16 protein-coding genes are annotated in these 19470 nt (G+C 41.2%); 2 read left to right on the forward strand and 14 right to left on the reverse strand.

Annotated elements, in window-relative coordinates; genetic code table 11:
- Positions 1 to 3: 3 nt before the first annotated feature.
- The 4 genes from CDO33_RS11180 to CDO33_RS11195 all read right to left on the reverse strand — a co-directional run bounded on the left by CDO33_RS11180 (position 4) and on the right by CDO33_RS11195 (position 6058).
- The gene (locus tag CDO33_RS11180) at positions 4 to 1737 is read right to left on the reverse strand and encodes a sensor histidine kinase (RefSeq protein WP_161496427.1); all 1734 of its coding nucleotides are present in this window, start codon (positions 1735 to 1737) and stop codon (positions 4 to 6) included.
- Positions 1738 to 2754: 1017 nt separating this feature from the next.
- Positions 2755 to 2967 carry a heavy-metal-associated domain-containing protein gene (locus tag CDO33_RS11185; RefSeq protein WP_422678790.1) on the reverse strand — a complete coding sequence of 71 codons (213 nt, stop codon included), beginning with the start codon at positions 2965 to 2967 and terminating at the stop codon, positions 2755 to 2757.
- Positions 2968 to 3208: 241 nt separating this feature from the next.
- Complete coding sequence (locus tag CDO33_RS11190) at positions 3209 to 5668, reverse strand: heavy metal translocating P-type ATPase (RefSeq protein ID WP_103080076.1); 2460 nt, start codon at positions 5666 to 5668, stop codon at positions 3209 to 3211.
- Positions 5669 to 5791: 123 nt separating this feature from the next.
- A complete protein-coding gene (locus tag CDO33_RS11195; RefSeq protein WP_103080077.1) occupies positions 5792 to 6058 on the reverse strand; it encodes a metal-sensing transcriptional repressor in 267 nt (88 codons plus the stop codon).
- A gap of 651 nt (positions 6059 to 6709) precedes the next feature.
- Between CDO33_RS11195 and CDO33_RS11200 the strand changes: the two genes are divergently transcribed.
- Positions 6710 to 6955: a hypothetical protein gene (locus CDO33_RS11200; protein ID WP_103080078.1), complete on the forward strand. Its 246-nt coding sequence runs from the start codon at positions 6710 to 6712 to the stop codon at positions 6953 to 6955.
- 133 nt (positions 6956 to 7088) lie between these two features.
- Here the strand turns inward: CDO33_RS11200 and CDO33_RS11205 are convergent, their stop codons facing one another.
- Entirely contained in the window at positions 7089 to 8900 is a 1812-nt protein-coding gene (locus CDO33_RS11205) for a phosphoenolpyruvate carboxykinase (GTP) (protein ID WP_103080079.1), read from the reverse strand.
- A 530-nt stretch (positions 8901 to 9430) separates the two neighbouring features.
- Between CDO33_RS11205 and CDO33_RS11210 the strand changes: the two genes are divergently transcribed.
- Positions 9431 to 9619 carry a zinc-ribbon domain-containing protein gene (locus CDO33_RS11210; protein WP_103080080.1) on the forward strand — a complete coding sequence of 63 codons (189 nt, stop codon included), beginning with the start codon at positions 9431 to 9433 and terminating at the stop codon, positions 9617 to 9619.
- 109 nt (positions 9620 to 9728) lie between these two features.
- On the opposite strand, the gene CDO33_RS11215 is transcribed toward CDO33_RS11210, so the two are convergent.
- From CDO33_RS11215 to CDO33_RS11255, 9 genes are all read right to left on the reverse strand, one after another.
- Positions 9729 to 10577 carry a putative RNA methyltransferase gene (locus CDO33_RS11215; protein ID WP_103080081.1) on the reverse strand — a complete coding sequence of 283 codons (849 nt, stop codon included), beginning with the start codon at positions 10575 to 10577 and terminating at the stop codon, positions 9729 to 9731.
- 11 nt (positions 10578 to 10588) lie between these two features.
- Positions 10589 to 10864, reverse strand: coding sequence for a DUF1905 domain-containing protein (locus CDO33_RS11220; RefSeq protein WP_103080082.1), 276 nt, complete (start codon positions 10862 to 10864; stop codon positions 10589 to 10591).
- A 518-nt stretch (positions 10865 to 11382) separates the two neighbouring features.
- On the reverse strand, positions 11383 to 11673 hold the full coding sequence (gene cas2 / locus CDO33_RS11225) for a CRISPR-associated endonuclease Cas2 (RefSeq protein WP_103080083.1): 291 nt from the start codon (positions 11671 to 11673) through the stop codon (positions 11383 to 11385).
- A gap of 11 nt (positions 11674 to 11684) precedes the next feature.
- Positions 11685 to 12716 (reverse strand): type I-C CRISPR-associated endonuclease Cas1c, encoded by a 1032-nt coding sequence (gene cas1c / locus CDO33_RS11230; RefSeq protein ID WP_103080084.1) that lies wholly within the window; start codon positions 12714 to 12716, stop codon positions 11685 to 11687.
- Positions 12717 to 12742: 26 nt separating this feature from the next.
- Entirely contained in the window at positions 12743 to 13432 is a 690-nt protein-coding gene (gene cas4, locus CDO33_RS11235) for a CRISPR-associated protein Cas4 (protein ID WP_103080085.1), read from the reverse strand.
- A 6-nt stretch (positions 13433 to 13438) separates the two neighbouring features.
- The gene (gene cas7c, locus CDO33_RS11240; RefSeq protein WP_103080086.1) at positions 13439 to 14320 is read right to left on the reverse strand and encodes a type I-C CRISPR-associated protein Cas7/Csd2; all 882 of its coding nucleotides are present in this window, start codon (positions 14318 to 14320) and stop codon (positions 13439 to 13441) included.
- A gap of 1 nt (position 14321) precedes the next feature.
- Positions 14322 to 16094 carry a type I-C CRISPR-associated protein Cas8c/Csd1 gene (gene cas8c, locus CDO33_RS11245; protein ID WP_103080087.1) on the reverse strand — a complete coding sequence of 591 codons (1773 nt, stop codon included), beginning with the start codon at positions 16092 to 16094 and terminating at the stop codon, positions 14322 to 14324.
- On the reverse strand, positions 16091 to 16753 hold the full coding sequence (cas5c, locus tag CDO33_RS11250; protein WP_103080088.1) for a type I-C CRISPR-associated protein Cas5c: 663 nt from the start codon (positions 16751 to 16753) through the stop codon (positions 16091 to 16093). The genes cas8c and cas5c overlap by 4 nt, the downstream gene beginning before the upstream one ends.
- 393 nt (positions 16754 to 17146) lie before the next feature.
- Positions 17147 to 19351 (reverse strand): CRISPR-associated helicase/endonuclease Cas3, encoded by a 2205-nt coding sequence (locus tag CDO33_RS11255; RefSeq protein WP_103080089.1) that lies wholly within the window; start codon positions 19349 to 19351, stop codon positions 17147 to 17149.
- Positions 19352 to 19470 lie beyond the last annotated feature (119 nt).

The raw sequence follows: 19470 nt of genomic DNA on the forward strand, positions 1-19470 counted from the left end.
ATATCAGGCTCCCTTTAAAACAGGTATAGTAACAGTGACTTTGAAATATTCATTTTCCACACTCTCCACATGGAGTCCATACTCGCTGCCATATTTAAGTTTAAGACGCTGGTTTACATTTTGCAACCCATCATGCTCCGAAAATGTTCCTTCGTCAAGATACTTTTTGAGCTTCTCCAGTTCAGAGGCATTGATGCCACATCCATTATCTTTGACTTCGATAAACAGGTTATTATCCTCAGTATACCATGTGAGGCTAACGCGCCCGGAATATTCCGTATTTTTGAGGCCGTGTTTGTAGCAATTCTCGATTAAGGGCTGCAGAATCATACGTGGAACCTTAATATCACTATATGGCTCTACTATGGGTTTAAACTCTATATGAATCTTATTCTGAAAGCGTATTTTCTGGATGTTCAGATAAGTTTGGGCAAATTCAAACTCCTTGCCCAAAGTAGTATCCTCATCGATGTTTTTGGTTATATATTTGAAGTAGCTAGATAAGTTATTTGCCATTGAAAGGGCTACCTCATTATCATTTCGCATTATTGAATGGGTCAGAATACCAAAGCTGTTATACAGAAAATGCGGGTTGATTTGTGCCTGAAGCTGCCTCAGCTGAGCTTTTTTCAGATTGATTTGAGCCAAGTAAACCTGATTGATCATAGAATTCAGCTGCGTCAGCATTTTATTGAAAAATTTGAAAACCGTTCCGAATTCATTGTTGCTGCGGTAGTGGATCTCCATATCCAGATTACCTTTCTCCATCTGCCGAAAAGCATCCAAAAGATGGTTGAGGGGCACTTTCAGCATGCTATAGAGATAAAATGCCAGGACTAATCCGCCGACCAAGGTGCAGATGCCAATAATCAAAACAATATTGATATAGGACTGCATATGTACCATGATCTCTGACAAAGGCGTATAGTATGATATCAAGCAATTTAATACAGGGGATTTCACATAGGATACAATGTATTTCACTGAGTCAATATCTATAACATCCGTTATAATTTCATTATCAATCATATCATATTTTTTGGATGATTCAATCAACACCTGTGCGTTATTAGGGTTAGGGTCATTGCTCATCTGAAAATCCTGGTTGTGAATGATCCAGAATACATCATCGCTTGCAGCGCCAAGCATGGATCGAATGCTCTTTTCAGACAATTGCACACATATCATGTATTCAGGAAGGGTGTCCTTTCCGGTAAAGGTATTGTAATGGCAAAGAAGCATCTGCTTGTCCGCATAAGCCACACTCCCCTGCTGGGTATCCATTGTATTGAGATACAGGTTTTCCGCCATATTTTCGGAAATGACGTCAAAATAACTAATTGTTGATACCTCTCTTTGAATCGCAGGAATATATAACTTTACAGAATCTACCAGCGAGCTGGATTTTTTAATAGACCACAGGTTATCATTTATGCTCTGGACAAGCTTACCCAACTGATATGCATTTATTTTATTGTATCCCCGGTGCAGCATCGTTATTTCAAAGTTATTTGCCGCCATTATCTGTTGGGTATTATAAACACGCGCGAGTTCATTCTCTATGAAGGTTATGCTTCTATTGGTGTAGTTTGTTATCACTTCACTTCTTTCATTGTTTATGTCCTTTGAAATTCGTATTTGGAAAATAACAAACAAAGCATATATGGGCAAAATAGTTATGAGATAGACGACAAGGATTTTGAAATATATGGAATTGAGAGGCTTTCTTAAAGTCATTTGCATCCCCCTTATCAACTCAGTGATGGTAATAGCCAAAAGATCGGCCTAATCTCTCCCGGCAATTTTCTAATTTTTCTGCATTGCGGTCTTACAAAAATATGAAATGTGATGTGTTTCCACTTAAGAAGCAATCTTATTGAAGCATTGCGTATTAAGGAATCCGAATTTTCTTCGGTGACATCCCTCCCATTTATCAAGGGGTCGTGCCCCAAATTCTTCGTCCTATCTGCCCACGATATGGATGCAATTCATATTCCTTTACGGGCTTACAATACATGAAGGTGGAGTATTCAATTCTAACAAGCCGGCTCATTTTGTCAATATTCAATCATTAATTCAGCACGGCAAATTTTTTAGCTCATATCAATACATAATGCTGCTTGATTACCTTACCATCTCTTTCATATGGCTGTCAAGGGTCAGCAACTCCGTCCCGTCCTTGACTGACGCCAGAAGCGATGCATTCTTCAAGCAATTTTATGGGATTCCTTCGGCCATTTTTACAGGATTGTCATCATACAGTCCCTTGCTCCTCTTTACATGAAACGGCTTTACCAGTACGATTTTTAATTAGATAAAAAGAATATGATATCTTCTATTTTATAATAAATAGTATACAACACTTTATGAATTTTGGCTCATGGAAAATTTAATAAAAGCAAAAACTTTACTTAAAACAAGGAGGGTTTGACAGACCTGGCCATAGGCCTGAAGGGAGAGCTCCTTTAAATTCTGAAGGGTATAAGCCTTTTTACGATACGAATTGCACGTCCTTATGAAAGGCGCTCCCGGCGCTTTCAATCCGGAAATTATTGCCCATAACTGATTTCTTATCCTGCTGCTATGTTAATGTTGACATAAAACTACTCCTCCCTGGCAAAAGCTTTTTAATGCTTAACCAAGAAGGAGTAGTTTTATGCTTCTATGCTTCTATGCTTCTATGCTTCTATGCTTCTATGCTTCTATATATCACTATACCTGATTTGATTCGTATGCCAGCAGTAAAGCAACAATTTACTGTATGGCGGTAACTTCATATCCTGCATCGGCTACCGCAGCCTTTATCTTCTCATCATCCACATCATGTTCCAGCTCGATCTCTGCAACCTTTCCTTCCAGACTAACCTTTACTTCTTTTATGCCGCTTACTTCTTTTAGCGCTTCTTCAACGTGCATTACACAGTGTTTGCATGACATGCCTTCTATAAATACTTTTTTTGTCATCATAATTCTCCTTTCATGAACTTTCTCATTGTGCCAGCGTTTTCGATAGCACAACAAACTGATTTATTTTACTATTTTTATTATATCTTAAAATTGAAATGGCATAGGGAGAATTTGTTGAGATTACTTATGCTGAGTACGAATAATAATTCTACGAAAGCATAAGTGGAAAAATTCAACGATAGCCAATAAATCTCCCTTTAACATATTCTTTTGCCTGAATTCCGGCAAACTGCCCTATTGTTTAATGCAAAGGCTTGAATCTTTTTAGTCTCAACGCATTTGTCAGTACCGATACCGAGCTGAAAGCCATGGCGGCAGCCGCAATCATCGGGCTAAGAAGTGGCCCTCCGAAAATGTGCAGCACTCCTGCCGCAATGGGTATGCCTGCGGTATTGTATCCAAACGCCCAGAAGAGATTTTGCTTGATGTTCCTTATGGTCCTTCTGCTCAGTTCTATAGCGGCAGGCACATCCATAAGGTCGCTTCTCATCAGCACTATGTCCGCCGACTCCATCGCCACATCAGTTCCGGAGCCTATGGCAATGCCTATGTCTGCCTGAGCCAGAGCCGGAGCATCATTTATACCGTCGCCAACCATGGCAACCTTTTTGCCTTCTGCTTGGAGCTTCTGCACTTCTTTCGCTTTATCCTGAGGCAAAACCTCTGCCAGCACCCTGTCTATGCCCGCCTGCTTTGCAATCGCCTCTGCTGTTCTTCTGTTATCCCCGGTAATCATGGCCACCTCTATGCCCATTTCATGGAGCTTTTCGATAGCCCTCTTGCTGCTTGGCTTCATCACATCGGCTACGGCTATTATCCCGGCCAGCTTGTTGTCTATCGCAACAAACATAGGCGTCTTTCCTTCCCCGGCCAGCCTGTCGGACTCCTTCTGCAGTGTAATCTCTATATTCCTGCTGTCCATCAGCTTCTTATTGCCCAGGAGCATTTTCCTGCCCTTTATCACCACCTCAATACCTTGGCCAGGAATTGCTTCAAAGCTTTCCACCTCCAGCAAGTCCATTTTTTTATCCTTTGCTTCATTGACGATAGCTTCTCCAAGAGGATGCTCGGACCCTCTTTCCGCTGAGGCCGACAGTCTAAGCAATTCTGCTTCGTCCATGCCTTCTGCAGTGATTATGTCCGTCACCTTGGGCTTTCCTTCAGTGATAGTACCGGTCTTGTCAAATACAATGGTTTTTATCCTGTGGGCAGTTTCCAGAGCTTCTCCCCCTTTTATCAAAACCCCGTATTCTGCGCCTTTACCCGTGCCTACCATTATAGCGGTAGGCGTAGCCAGTCCTAAAGCGCAAGGACATGCTATAACGAGGACGGATATAAAAATGGTGAGGGAGAAAATGAGGGATTCTCCGGAAATATACCATGCCACACCTGCCAGAACAGCGATGGCAATGACCACCGGTACGAAATAACCGGCTATTATATCTGCCAGTTTGGCTATGGGCGCCTTGGAGCCCTGGGCATCTTCCACCAGCTTAATTATTTGCGCCAAAGTGGTGTCCTTGCCAACCTTGGTTGCCTTGAACCGGATGGTGCCATTTTTATTTATGCTTGCACCTACCACCTTGCTGCCTGCATATTTCTCCACCGGGATGCTCTCTCCCGTGAGCATGGATTCATCCACCGAAGTCCTGCCTTCTATTACTTCGCCATCGACAGGAATTTTCTCTCCGGGTTTTACCAGGATTATGTCCCCCACTTCCACTTCTTCGATGGGTATGACCATTTCCTTTCCATCATGGATAACGGTGGCGGTTTTCGGCGACAGTCCCATCAATTTTTTAATAGCTTCGGAGGTCTTTCCCTTGGTAATAGCCTCCAGATATTTTCCCAGCATGATCAGGGCAATGATAACCCCCGCAGTCTCAAAATACAGGTCCTGGGCATATTCCGTGTTTCCGTTAATTATCTGTACAATGGCATAAATGCCATACAGAAAGGCTGCGCTAGTACCCACCGCGATAAGGGAATCCATGTTAGGCTCTCCTTTGAACAGTCTGCTGAAACCTACAGTATAAAACCTATAGCCTGAAATCATGACAGGTATAACCAGGATGAGCTGCACCAGCCCAAAGTTTAACGGATGCATTTCCGGCATTATGAAATCGGGCATGGGCAGTCCCATCATATGCCCCATGGAGATGTACAACAAAGGTGCAGTGAAAATAACCGCAACGAGGAACTTTGTCCACAAGGTCTTTCGTTCCTTTTCCCTGCGTTCCCTCTCTCTGTCCACCTGTTCACCGGCCTCCACCTCCATAGGCTTATACCCGGCTTTGGATACAGCGTTCTTTATCTCTGAAATCCTCGTGCTGCCAGGATCATACAAAACCCTGGCTTTTTCGGTAGCATAGTTTACACTTACTTCCCTTATTCCCGGCAGCTTTTTTATCGCTCTTTCCACAGCTTTTGCGCAGGATGCGCAGGTCATGCCGGAAATAGGTATCGTCACATCCCTCAGGATATCGTTTTTTTCCTCTTCAACACCGTAACCGGCCTTTTTCACTGCTTCCTTTATTTCATCAAGGGTCACCTGGCTTTCATCAAATTCCACCACTAACTTTTCGGTAGCTAAATTTACATCGGCTGAATTTATGTTCCCCAGCCTCTTTACACTTCTTTCCACCGCCTTGACGCAAGATGCGCAGGTCATGCCGGTTATGTTCAATGTTTCCTTTTTCATCCTTTCACCGTCCTATCCATACATAAAATATTGAAGAAATTGCATCTCGGCAATGATGGGAAAGCAATTGCCGGAAGATAAGTTTCTCTTGCAGCAAGGCCTATCTTTTCCCGACGAAATGTGCTATTTTGCATATTTATCAATCAACTCCATGACCTCATTTACCTTTTCATCGCCATTCCCTTCCGTAAATGCCTGCTTCACACAGTGCTTTATATGCTGGTCGATTATCTTCAGATTGGCTTTTTTGAGCAAAGCTTGAACAGACAGTATCTGTTTTGAAATATCAACACAATATCTGTCTTCCTCCAGCATCTTTAGAATTCCATCCATCTGACCCCTGGCGGTCTTTATCAGGTTCATAACCTGCTTTTTGTCGTTGCAGTCCATGCAATCCCTCCTTTAGTAAGGTACTTGTATAATGCTGCTACACTATTTAGTATAGGAATGAGTCCAGCCAATAATGGATGCATTGATTCCGTATAATTCATCAATACCATAAGGCGGTGAATGCTTGCAAAACCCGCCTTTCACTTCAATGGCATTAAATCGATGGTATTAAAAGGCTTGTTGCAAACTGCTTCACCCGGAATTAAATCCCGTGCTCTGACGAATACCAGCCCTGGTCGCATTCCTTCTGACTTTATTAATGTTATATATTTCACCAAAAATTAAGTTTATATCATCAGCAGCTAAATAACAGCACTGTATACCTACCCCCCATGGGGTGGGGTATGATTTTATTATACTTTACTATTCCTATTTGTCAAGTAGTATTTTTATAAAAACATATTTGACCCAAGCATGATAACGGCCTTCCCCGTTGATTTGTGCACCATTCATAAAAAAACCTTCTACTATGAAGTTCTGCGATCCGATGGACTATCATAAGCTATGACGGATGGCATGAGCACAATCAAATTAAATAATGACTAAAAAATAGAGGAATCCGAGGAAATAAGTAGAATATAATAAATGCAGGCGTTTAGGGTTTATATTTCTCTATAACCCGAAATCACTATAATTTATGGAGGTATACTTATGGATAAGCTGAATTACTGTCTTGACTGCAAGAGAATTTTCACTCAAAAAGAAACATGTGAATATTGCAGCTCGGTTAACATCAGGGAATTGGCTAAAAATGCTCCGGTAAATGTTATTGGAAGCAAACTCAAAGGTAGAGTCCTCAATGCGAAACAGGGTATGGTGCAGGTATTGTTTACTGAACAAGGCAATACCAAAACCATAAGAGAATATGAACCTTCTAAAATACGCAAAGTTTTATAAAAGAAATAAAGGGTGGTAATTTTAACCACCCTTTTTTAATTGCCATTATTGCCTTTATGTATCGTAAATATGCGAAAACTGGCCGACAAGCCATTGGCGCTTATCGACCAGTTTTTAAATTCTATTGAAATTATTACATTTCGTTCAATCTCTTTTCGAGAGCGTCGAGCTGTGCAACCAGTTCCTTAGGCAGCCTGTCTCCGAACTTAGCGTAATGCTCTCTTATGGAAGCAACTTCTTTTAACCATTCATCCTTGTTAACCTTAAGCAGTTCTTCCATATCTTCCTTGCTTACCTTAAGTCCTTCTACATCTATTGCATCAGGAGTAGGCATATAACCAATAGCAGTGCTTACTGCCTTGCCCACACCGTTAACTCTTTCAACGATCCATTTGAGTACACGGCTGTTTTCGCCGAATCCAGGCCATAACCATTTGCCGTTAGCATCCTTACGGAACCAGTTAACATAGAATATCTTAGGCAGCTTGTCGGCATCGGTCTTTGTTCCGATATTCAGCCAATGCTGCAGATAATCGCTGATATTGTAACCGCAGAAAGGCAGCATTGCAAATGGGTCACGGCGAACCTGACCGATATCCTTGGAAATTGTAGCAGCGGTAATTTCAGAACCCATTATTGAACCCATGAATACACCATGGTTCCAATCGAAGCTCTGGTGAACCAACGGTATAGTGCTTGGACGACGTCCACCGATCAATATTGCAGAAATCGGCACTCCCTGAGGATCTTCCCATTCAGGAGCAATTACAGGGCACTGGCCAGCAGGTGCTGTGAAACGAGCATTGGGATGAGCTGCCGGTGTCTCGGAACCTGGAGTCCAGTCATTTCCTCTCCAGTCGATGAGATGATCCGGAGCATCATATCCGATGCCTTCCCACCAAACATCGCCATCGTCGGTCAATGCAACGTTGGTAAATATGGTATTCTTTTCTATGCTGTGCATAGCATTGGGGTTAGATTCTGATGATGTACCAGGTGCAACACCAAAGAACCCTGCTTCAGGATTGATAGCGTACAAGCGGCCATCTTTTCCGAATTTCATCCATGCTATGTCGTCACCGATGGTTTCAACCTTCCATCCGGGAATAGTAGGAACAAGCATCGCCAGGTTGGTCTTACCGCAAGCACTTGGGAAAGCTCCTGCGATATAAGTCTTGTTGCCATTAGGATCAGTAATTCTGAGTATCAGCATATGTTCAGCCAACCAGCCTTCATCACGGGCCTGAACAGAAGCTATACGCAGTGCGAAGCATTTCTTTCCTAAGAGAGCATTACCGCCATATCCGGAACCATAGGACCATATAGTTCTCTCTTCAGGGAAGTGGCTAATATATTTCTTTTCCATCGGAGCGCAAGGCCATGATGAATCCTTCTGTCCTTTCTCCAGAGGAGCACCTACTGAATGAAGACATTTTACAAATTCCCCGTCACCCAGTGCATCGAGAACTGCCTGGCCCATACGGGTCATAATACGCATGTTAACTACAACATAAGGGCTGTCGGTCAGCTCAACGCCGATCTTGGATGCAGGTGAACCTATTGGACCCATGGAGAATGGGATTACATACATGGTTCTTCCCTTCATACATCCGGTGTATAACTCTGTCATAGTTTTCTTAAGCTCGACAGGATCTATCCAGTTATTTGTCGGACCTGCATCTTCCTTGGTTTTTGATGCTATGAAAGTCCTGTCCTCAACACGGGCAACATCGGACGGATGGCTGCGGAACAGGTAGCATCCCGGACGCTTTTCCTGATTCAAGCGGATTGCCATCCCTGAATCTACCATCTCTTGTAACAGGCGATCATTCTCTTCCTGGGAACCATCACACCAATAAATATTATCTGGCTGGCACATATCAGCCATTTCTTTTACCCATGCCAACAATTCTTTGTTTGTAGTTCTTGGTTCGTTTAAATTCATAATTTCTCCCTCCAAATAAGTATATTATTCATGATACTACAAAATAGCAATATCAATGTTCCCATATCTTATATCAAATATCCGGGTAACCAAACTATAGTTAATTTTTTCACTAACATTATATCATATAGTAACACATAGACACAGAAAATTCAATAAATCTTTGGCATAAATATCCTACGAAATTTTCAAAAACCACATGTGTAGCTTTCCACTAATAAGCGCATTCTTATGTATAAAAAAACAGACAGGTCAAGCCTGTCTGAGCAATAATGACAAAGTATGTTTATATGTTCAAAACATACAATTTCCATTATAACATTAAAAATTTTCAAATCAACATAAATCGGCAAAATAAAGTTGGAAAAATTCCTTGCTTTTTAACAAATCATGTGATATTCTTAATAAGTCGTGATATTACATATATCCGATATGGGTTGATTATTTCTGTACTGACCTCTCTTAAATTTATTTGGAGACAGTAATCAGGAAATTAGTTTAATCCAAATAATTTAGGGAGGTATATTTAAATGGCAGACAAAACATTGGTTTGCAAGGATTGCAACAGCGAATTTATTTTTACGGAAGGCGAGCAGGAATTCTACAAAGAAAAGGGATTCGAAAACGAGCCTCAGAGATGCCCTGATTGCAGAAGAGCGAGAAAGCAGCAGAGAAACAACAACAATAGCAGAAACAGAAGCTTCGGCAACAGGTGGTAAATTCGAAGATAAAGGAGAGTGCACACTCTCCTTTTTAGTTTATCCAAATTGCCGTCGGTGAAAGCTGCTCACCTGTCAAAGCTTCCTGTATTTTAAAAACATTTTATGTTTATCGCAGCTTCTGGTATACAATTATGTTTATATCCACCTCAGTCTCCAGAGCATTCAGCCTTTTCAGTTTTTCTACCGCATCCTGGTCCGTATGGCGGGTATAAGGCGTCATGCTTAACAGATTCATAATATCCTGCGTGCTTTCCAGTGAAATGCCATATGATATGTTGACACATTCCAGCACGGAAAATCCTTCACCCACAGTTCCCTTTTGCCCTATATATTCCGGATTTTCATACAATTCCTTCTTAAAGCTGTAAAGGTGCTTTGGTCCTGGGGCTGCAACTATTAGCTTGCCCTTGGGTTTTAAGACACGAAGGAATTCCTTCTCGTCCCTCGGAGAAAAAATGCACAATATGCCATCCAAGCATCGGTCCAGCAGGGGTAAATGATAAGTGCTGGCAACAGCAAAGCGTATAGCCTTGTCCCTGCCGGAAGCTAAATTTATCGCGGCTTTGGACACATCTATGCCGTAAATATCCGTTTTCTCCATACCACTGGCCCATAGGCTGTTTTTAAGCCGTGAAATGTAATAGCCCTCGCCGCATCCGGCATCAAGAATACTTATGCCGTTGGCGTCATCATTGGGTATATAATGCGAAGATAGAGCATTCAATCTATCTGAAAAGCCTTCATAATACCCTTTGTTTAAAAAATCCCTCCGGCTTTGCAGCATTTCCTTGCTGTCTCCCGGATTGCCCGATCCCTTGTGATTAGGAAGAAGCAGGTTTACATACCCTTTTCTCGATATGTCAAAGCTGTGGCCTTTATTGCAACGATATTCCTTCTCACCCTGCACCAGCGCTTTTTTGCACACAGGGCACTGAAACAGACTTTTCCTTTCCAATAAACTTCCTCCTATTTTTTGACTTCTCTTTCCCTGATAGTTACAAAAACCTTGTCTCCTGGCTGCTTGTTTATTTTCGCCCTGATATCTTTCCGTATGCCTATTATGTGGCATGGTGTTTTCATTCTCACAAGCATGCCATGATATACTTCGCCATCAAAGGTTGCAGTAACAGATACCCGCCCTTTGCCAAATTTAGCCTTCACATCAAAGGGGATCTCAATATATGCACCATCAATATCCGGCACTTTTTTAATCTCAGCTTCAAATTCATATACCTTGCTCATCGCTTACCTTCTCCCCATGTTTCTATATTTGCATTATATAACATTTCAGTCAACATTCCATAGGGATTGCGATGTATTCTAATCAATTATATTCACGCTGTCAACATTTTAAATTTATGCACCTTTTACGAGATGCAACTCATTGACAAAGCCGTAGCTTTGGTATCAGCTACGTTTCAATCCACGCACCCGTGCAGGGTGCGACGATAGAGTTCCCGGTTTTTATAGAAGTCCATTTATGTTTCAATCCACGCACCCGTGCAGGGTGCGACTACAGCATGTATATCATCTGCTTCTCTGATGTTTTTGAACCGTTTCAATCCACGCACCCGTGCAGGGTGCGACTGCACTATATTCAAAAGCAGGTATATCAGCACTTCTATGCAATATTTCCGCGGATCTTAAAAAATGATGCAAAATCTCTTTTCAAAAAATTAGCAAAAGACTCTGAAACCTTTGAAAATCAGACTTCCGCGACTTCCCCGCAAAAACATGTTCACTTGGGTTCCGCGGAAAACTCAAGTGATTATAACACCTTCCGGATCATAAGGTTTTTTCGCACCAAGATGCTCCACACGACGTTTCCAATTGCTCCCCAGATTGTAGAACCTTATGCTGTCTCTCTCAATATCCATCAGTTTCTCAAGTTTCGCTTTCAGCTCTATATACTGATGAGGTTCTAGCACACATTCAAAAACAGATTCCTGCACTCTTTGTCCATAGTTCACACATGTTTTGGCAACCTTATATAAACGTCTTTGTCCTCCATAAGTGGTAGTGTCAACATCGTATGTGATCAATACCATCATGCAAACCACCTCTACTTTATCAAAAATGGTGGATATTCGTCAATTTCGCCCCGCAGGGTCCTTGCAAGCAGCATTGCCTGAACATATGGTAACAACCCTACAGGAATTTTCTCGTTAATATATGGATGCATGATTTCTTCCTGTTTTCTCTTTTGCCACGCTGTGATTACAACTTTTCTTGTATCATCATCCATAATCACCGCTCCTGATTCCTTGCTGACAAATCCTTTAGAATCAACCTGTCGTTTGTTAATCAAGGACAATGTCATGCGGTCGGCTAGATAAGGCCTAAGCTCCTCCATTAAATCCAAAGCAAGGCTGGCCCTCCCCGGCCTATCCCTGTGCAAAAAGCCTACATACGGATCCAACCCGACAGTCTCCAGTGCCGCTTGAACATCATGCATCAATAATGTATAAAGAAATGACAGAAGCGCATTTACATTATCCAAAGGTGGGCGCCGATTTCTTTCAGAAAACAGGAAAGATTCTTTCTGATTTATGATTAAATGATTGAAACATGAGAAGTAAATATGCGCACTTTCACCCTCTATTCCTCTTACTGTTTCCAGATTTTCTGAATTATCTAACCGCATCAACTGAAAATTAAGATAATCGGATGCCCTTTGTAGTTCCCCGCTGCTTTCCATATTCTTATACTCACGAAGAGCACGTTGAAGTATGGCTCTGGAGTTGTATACCTTCCCAATTATGAAGTTCTTGGCAAAAGCTGATGATTCCATGAGGTTGTCTGCGACCCTGTATTGCTTTCTTCTTAGCAAAACATTCCCATTGACTTTACCAGTAACTCTTGCGTAGAAATATCCGCTTGGGGAAAGAAATGACAAAGAAATGCCCTTTTCTGCACACAAGCTCATCAAGGAAGGGCTGGCTCCTGCATAATTGAAACATATAACACTCTCAAGGTTATGAGCAGGGATACGCAGCTTCTCTTTATCCTCTTCCTTTATTACAATATTATCACCGTCTCTTGTCAGGTAGCTGTTAGGGGATGTTACATAAAGAGTGTTTAGCAGCTTTCTCATAGGTTCTCCTTTCACAGATCCATTGTTTATAAATGAGTATGGGTATCAGTCTCTTCATGCATTGCTTTATACAAATATTGTTTAACGGTAGTCTTTTTCTTCGTTAGGGTTGGCATGCATAGGTCGTACAGCGAACATTGTCTACAGTGTTTTGAATAATACGGCTGCGGAGTATGCCCTTCTGTGAACAACTCATGCATTTTCAGCGATAGTTCCTTTACCTTTTTTCGAATTTTACCATCAAAATCAACCAGCTCCCGATGCCGCGTTTCTCCATAATATAAAGAGCCTCTGTCTATTCTTATTCCGTACATCTCCTCAAGGCAAATAGCCTGAGCACATAGCTGTACTATATCCCTTTCATCCGGCTTTGGCCTTCCTTTTTTATACTCAACAGGGTGTGGTACCCATACCCCGTCATAATATTTTAGAGCCACGCCTTTGCCATCAACTTCTGTCTTTATGAATTCAACAACATCAGCAACACCATATAATCCTATTTCATAGCTTACCAATGGTACTGAACGGGCAACTACTATATTCCCCCTACTTTCCTGAATAAAAGGGTTGTCTGCTCTTTCATGCATGAGTCTGCCTTCTGTAGTTCTTGCATTTTCTGCCCACTGGCATTCGACATGAATTAGAGCCCATTGTCTTGGGCAAAAAGCTATATGCTGGATACCGGATAAGGCAAGCAATTCTTCTTCCGTATACATTGATAATCATAACCTTTCTATCAGCGTTACACCGTCAGGAATGCTCTCCTTTTCTACTACAACTTCATAGTCTGTGAAAAAACGAGGTGGAGTAGATGGATCTACCCTATTCACTTTTATGCAATCGAAAAGCTTATGAGCAGGAGCATTTCCAAGCATGGAGGAATGCTGGAATATAAACAGCTTTCTGGACTCCATCTTTCCTCTCGCAGCAGAACGGTCATGGTCAAACATATTTATTAAGGCTTCCCACAACAGCTCCAGGTCGGATGATGAGAATCCCGTCTTTTTAGCAAAGTTGGCCGAAACAAATCCTTCAACCCTGTATAGACCATAGGGTATAATATACTTTCTGCCCATGGACCTCTCTTTTTCCATATCCTTTATATTTGTTACAGCCATTCTTGTGATAGTAACTTCCTGCTGAACAACAGGATCTATGCTTCTGGCAAAATTAATCTGAACAGGCCCCCGGAGCTGTCCGCAATTTACCTCCGTAGTCATTACTGCTCCGAAAGTTCTTATATCATAGAAATGCTTACACATAAAGTCTATGATTTGTTCAGCCTTGTCCTTATCGGAAGGTAGCCTCTTATTCTTAGTGTCAGGTTCAATTCCAACAGCCTTATATGCCTTAAGATGCTGTTCATTCAAAACAGCGCCCTCCTGGACATATATATCATATCCATCTTCAGAACCCTTAGCGATAGAAACATAGTTTCGTATTTTCCTCTTAAGGCATACATCAGTTACAAGACCTAAGCCTGTTTCGGGATCTATTCTAGGCATATTCCCTGCATCAGGATCTCCGTTTGGATTTCCGTTTTCCACATCAAAAAGAAGCACAAATTCATAACGATTTGCAATAGGATTGTTCTTATTAAACATTTTAATCATCCTCCCTTTTCTCTTCATTTTTTCTATTAAAAAAGTTTTCTCTCTGATGATAATAACCCAGCATAAACAGTCCTTGCTCTTCCAGAGTCAAGCGCGCAGGAAAGTTTTCAATTTGGGATATATTCTCCATTACTTTGTTCTCCCAATAAATTCTAGATCCAGTCTCTAATTTCGCCAAATGGTGGTTTGAAAGGCGCATCAACTGGGGAAAAACCGTCGATGGGGTTGCTGATGCAGAATTAAAGTATCTCTCCTTAATGGTAGCATTGATTCCTGGATTGGCATTTTGTTGTATCTTTTCCAGAATCGCAAAAAGAGCACCAAGATTTCGGGCAGTCTCACCGTTTCTAGCATTAAGACTCATTGGCAATACCTCCTCCGATATAGTTTCTACTTTCCTGTATTTTTTTGCTTTACGCAATAAGCACGCTTTAATGATGGCAGCTCTTATGCTGTTAATTTCATGATCTGATCTGATTCGGTTTATAATGGATGTGTAAAGAGTTTGTGGATATAAATCTCCCGTCAAGATGGCTCTCATAATTCCTCCCTCCAGAATTGGAGATACATTTTTAAGCTCACGGCGTACAGCTGTCTCTTTCAAAATCATCCACACAGGGATTGCATCATGTTTGAGCCCCTCTATTTTAAGATCTGCATAATGTTGCCCGATTTTTTCCGCAAATCCGTTCAATGTATCCATATGCCAAAACCGCACAGCAAGCCTGGCATTATTGGGAGATAAACCGAGGATATAAAAATGCATATCTCCATCAATATTAGCAATCCAGTTTTTGATGGGTAATCCCATGCTTACCCTTTTTAAGGTATCTTCAAGCAGTTGCCGGGTTTTTTGGTCTCTCACCATCGCATTTTTATCTTTTTCCTCCTCCTCAAACATCGGCGGATTTAACAAATAGGAGAATATTTCTTCCTCCAGGCTTCCAGGCTTTTCCGCCCAGAAGACCGTTGTGGTATCTATGATTGAGAGTCGATGTTTGGGGTCAGCCAAAAGATAATTTAGCGCAGTAGTATAACCAAAAGCTGCCTCCTCACTAACCGGAGCATTATAGCTCTGATCCTTTCCAAAGGACTTAAAAGATGGTATATTGAATGAAACCAGTGCTGCACCGCTACTCTGAGCTCCAAACACACCCTTTATGCTAGGATGTATATTAGCAATCTTAGCTTTTTTCCCAGTCACAAGGCAAATTGCCTCATACTCCGCTGTCTTACCAAGAAGATACCTTTCCCACACAGCTTTAATTTCCGGGACATCATGGACATAGGAGTAACTGCCGTCCAACTGAAAAACCAGATTTGCATTCTTTATATCCTTATATAAGTCTTTGATAATCGAATGAACGGAAGCTTTCTCTACATCCCAGGTGTCCAGAAACTTAATCACTGCATGGGCTTCAATGCTTGGACATGATGCCAGGATTTGCTTTTGAAAGTCGCAAAAAGCATCATATTTTACCTTTCCCCTTTTTTCATCCAGACCAAGTACATACCCTGCATTATCGCAAAGGAAAAAAGGCAAAGTTCCGGAAGTGCGTTTTGGCTGTTCTGGTACAATGAGGGTTCTGGGCAAGGCTTTTTTACCGTTGGAAATTCTTAAGTCCCTTACATCCAAAAGCTCACCCTCATGCGACAATATAAGGCTGAATGAAACCTTTGCTGCTGAATATCCCGGAGGAGCAATTTCACAATCAGGATCATCCAATAATACATGATAAAAATTATATAAAGATTGGAGAATCATGACATTCCTCCTTTTTTCAGCAAATCTGGAACCTCTATAATTCCGTTCTTCATTACCGGTCGGAAAAACAGAGGCTTTTTGTCGTTGCTGTAGTCAATGTCCCAGAGCATCCAGCCAAGATCTTTTTCGGTGCCTGTATAGAAAGAGGCCGGAATATCTCCTTCCAGAAGTTCTACTTTGGCAGAAAACTCCCTACATCCAAGATATGGCTGATAGTAACACTGTCCCTTTCTAAGACGCCTTACTGCAATATTGTAATGCTTTTCTTCGGTATCATCCGGCCCTGCCCTGTCCGTCATCTCAAAATGCGCCTCAATGACATAGCTGACGTCTCTTAACAGTAAAGATGCCCTCTGCTGTCTTTCCAAGCTTGCATACTGATGAAGATCACTTGGCTTTCCGTTGAAAGCTGCCATCACATTCCTGACTGAGATAACATTCTCCACTTCATTGCGCCGTACATTATCAAAACGTATTTCATTCATTACATGGATGCGGTCAATAATCCACCGTATGGCAGGCTTAAAATAGCAAGCTTCAATGATGGCTCGCGCTGCTGAGGGAGTGATGACGTCATAGCTCACCCTTTCAGCTTTCATCTCCGGGCGGCAGAAGAGTGCATAAGGTCCCTGAACCTTTATGGCAATACCAAAACCCACCTTATTCCACTCCTTTCACTGGTAAGATAGTGTGATTGGATTAACAAATGTTTAAATCCGCTTAACAATTCGTAAAGTATATTGTAAATAACTTCTACATATAATACATATTTCCTCCTCATTTCAAATAAATTTCTATAAAATAACAATGTAAAGAAAAATCCGACCATATATTACATATGAGGGGATATTACTGACCAAGGTTAGTTAAATCAATTCATATGCTTGGTGTAACAGGATAATTGAATGTCTTCTATTTGTCGAAATGTAGCCTCGGTATCTTAGGAGCAAACCCACACTCTATAGCAAACATGGTAAAATGCTTGATATACTTATAATATTTCAACATGATAAAATATCATCCTAGTAAATTTACTTCTATCCTTCGGAATATCAGTAAATTAGAATATCCTGTTCTACTGTACCTTTTGGCAAAATCAATCCTTTGTTGTCATCATAAAACTTCATGTCACTCAAAACATAAAAGACTCCTGCTACAGTCTCAATCAGATTGTTTTTCTCAAGATCTTTGAACTGGTATACTTCCAGCGGCACAACATATGGCTGAAGCTTTCTGGCAAGTTTTTCTGGTTTATCCAGCCATTGTGCATCTGAAAGCATTTTTCTGCATCTTTCATCATAGGGTATGATTAATGATACTTGGTTGTTGCTGATAAGTCGAAATAGGCGGGCAATGGTTGCAAAAGGAAATTGCAGCGACATACCACATTCACTCAATGCTTCGATAATTCTGTGTTTGTCTAGCAGATTTTCATCTTGATGGTACAAACAACGAAAATACTCTTTTATAGCTTCCAGAAGCATGGGATCATCATATTTTCTCAGAACAGACCTACCAATGGAGGCGGCTCTTGCCAGAAAACTGTCTGATGCTAATAGTTTCTCTGGCTCAAATACAAAAACTCTGCCCCACTCTAACCTTCCTTCTCTGTTGCATCTACCCGCTGCTTGATTTATTGAATCAATTCCTGCAATTTCGCGATAAACTGTTGGAAAATCCAAATCCACACCAGCCTCCACCAACTGTGTTGATACGACACGGCAGGGTAAATTGCTGTTTTGCTTGCTGGCTTTCAGGCATTCCTTTATTTCATTGAGTTTTTTATTTCTGTGTATTGGGCACATAAATGTACTAAGGTGATATATCCCTTCACCATCATTTATCAAGTCATAGATCTGAGATGCCCTGCTCTTGGTGTTTACTATGCATAATACCTGTCGGCAATCCTTGAGTTTTGTACTAAGCTCTTCATCAGTCATTCGTCCAACATATGAAGTTTTAACCCTCTTAAGGGATCTGAACAGTTCATCTGCATTATGAATTATTTCCCTGGGTTTCATATCTACAGGCAAAAAATCGTTAATATCCGGTTGAGTTGCAGTACATAGTACAACACTGCAACCGTAGTTGCGTATCAACTCACATATAGCAGCAAGACAAGGTTTTAAAAATTCAATGGGTATCATCTGAGCTTCATCCAGAACAATAACACTATTGCACAAATTGTGAAGCTTGCGGCAACGGGAGCTTCGATTCGAAAACAGGGATTCGAAAAATTGGACATTGGTAGTAACCACAACAGGTATGTTCCAGTCCTCTGCGGCTAAACGTAAAGGATTATCCTCATAGTTTAAGTCATCTTCATCTCTGTCAAATAGGAAGTTGCTATGGTGTTCCAGCACAAACTCCTCTCCCAGCGCTTCGCGAAAGACCTGGGCATTTTGCTCGATAATGCTGGTATAGGGTATAGCATAAATAACCCTATCCATATTGTGGCAAATAGCATGTCTTATAGCAAATTCTAAGGAAGATAGTGTTTTTCCTCCACCGGTCGGAACCTTAAGAGAAAACATTCCTTTGGGCAATGAGGACTTTTCGATGCAAGCAATACGGATTTCATTTCTCTTTCTGTTAATATATCCTTCACTGCTCTTAGAGCATTTAGCTTCCATATATGTATCAAGATTTTGTAACAGTTGGGATAAGTTAATTTTTAAATCACGGTTTTTTGATTTCTGTGGATCAATAAATCTCTCCGTGTCTCGGTAATCCGCATCCACTAGACAAGAATAAAGCATGCGGGTAAAAAATGAAAGTGAGAATCCAGTACTCTTTCTTATTTCCTCTCTGTCTCTTCCATGAATTTTAATAGGTAAAGGCGGTAATTTGTCGGTTAGAGATATTTCTTTATGAAATTCCTTGTAGTCGGGCAAATCAGCATTCTCTATACGCTCACTAAGGGATGAGCTGGAACCTGGATCTATCCAATCCGGCATACCGGTATGATGTCCTGCAACAACATAAGCTAATATAAGTCCTGGCAAACCATACTTTTCGAATGCTTCTTTTGCTCCAGCTGTAGAATGGTCCACAGGCACCTTTGAGCCTCTCAGTCGCTTTTGAAATTCAATAGAATATTTGCCTGCATCATGTAGTAATCCAGCAACCTTTCCATATTCCTCTCCATTGAACTTTGAAGCTTTTTTACCTGCTAATTCCGATGTTCCGGTCAAGTGATCGGATAGTTTTTGCCATTCATCCTCCGGCAAACCTACTTTTGTATGAGCATAATACATTTTGCCACCTCCAATAAAGGTTTACACAGTATTATCAAAACTTCAGCATGATCCATAACAAGGCATTCTATCTCATTTACATGCCATAAAAAATTATGACTTACCCACCATTTTCCAGA

It is taken from the genome of Clostridium thermosuccinogenes, from assembly GCF_002896855.1.
Classification (GTDB): Bacteria; Bacillota; Clostridia; order Acetivibrionales; family DSM-5807; genus Pseudoclostridium; species Pseudoclostridium thermosuccinogenes.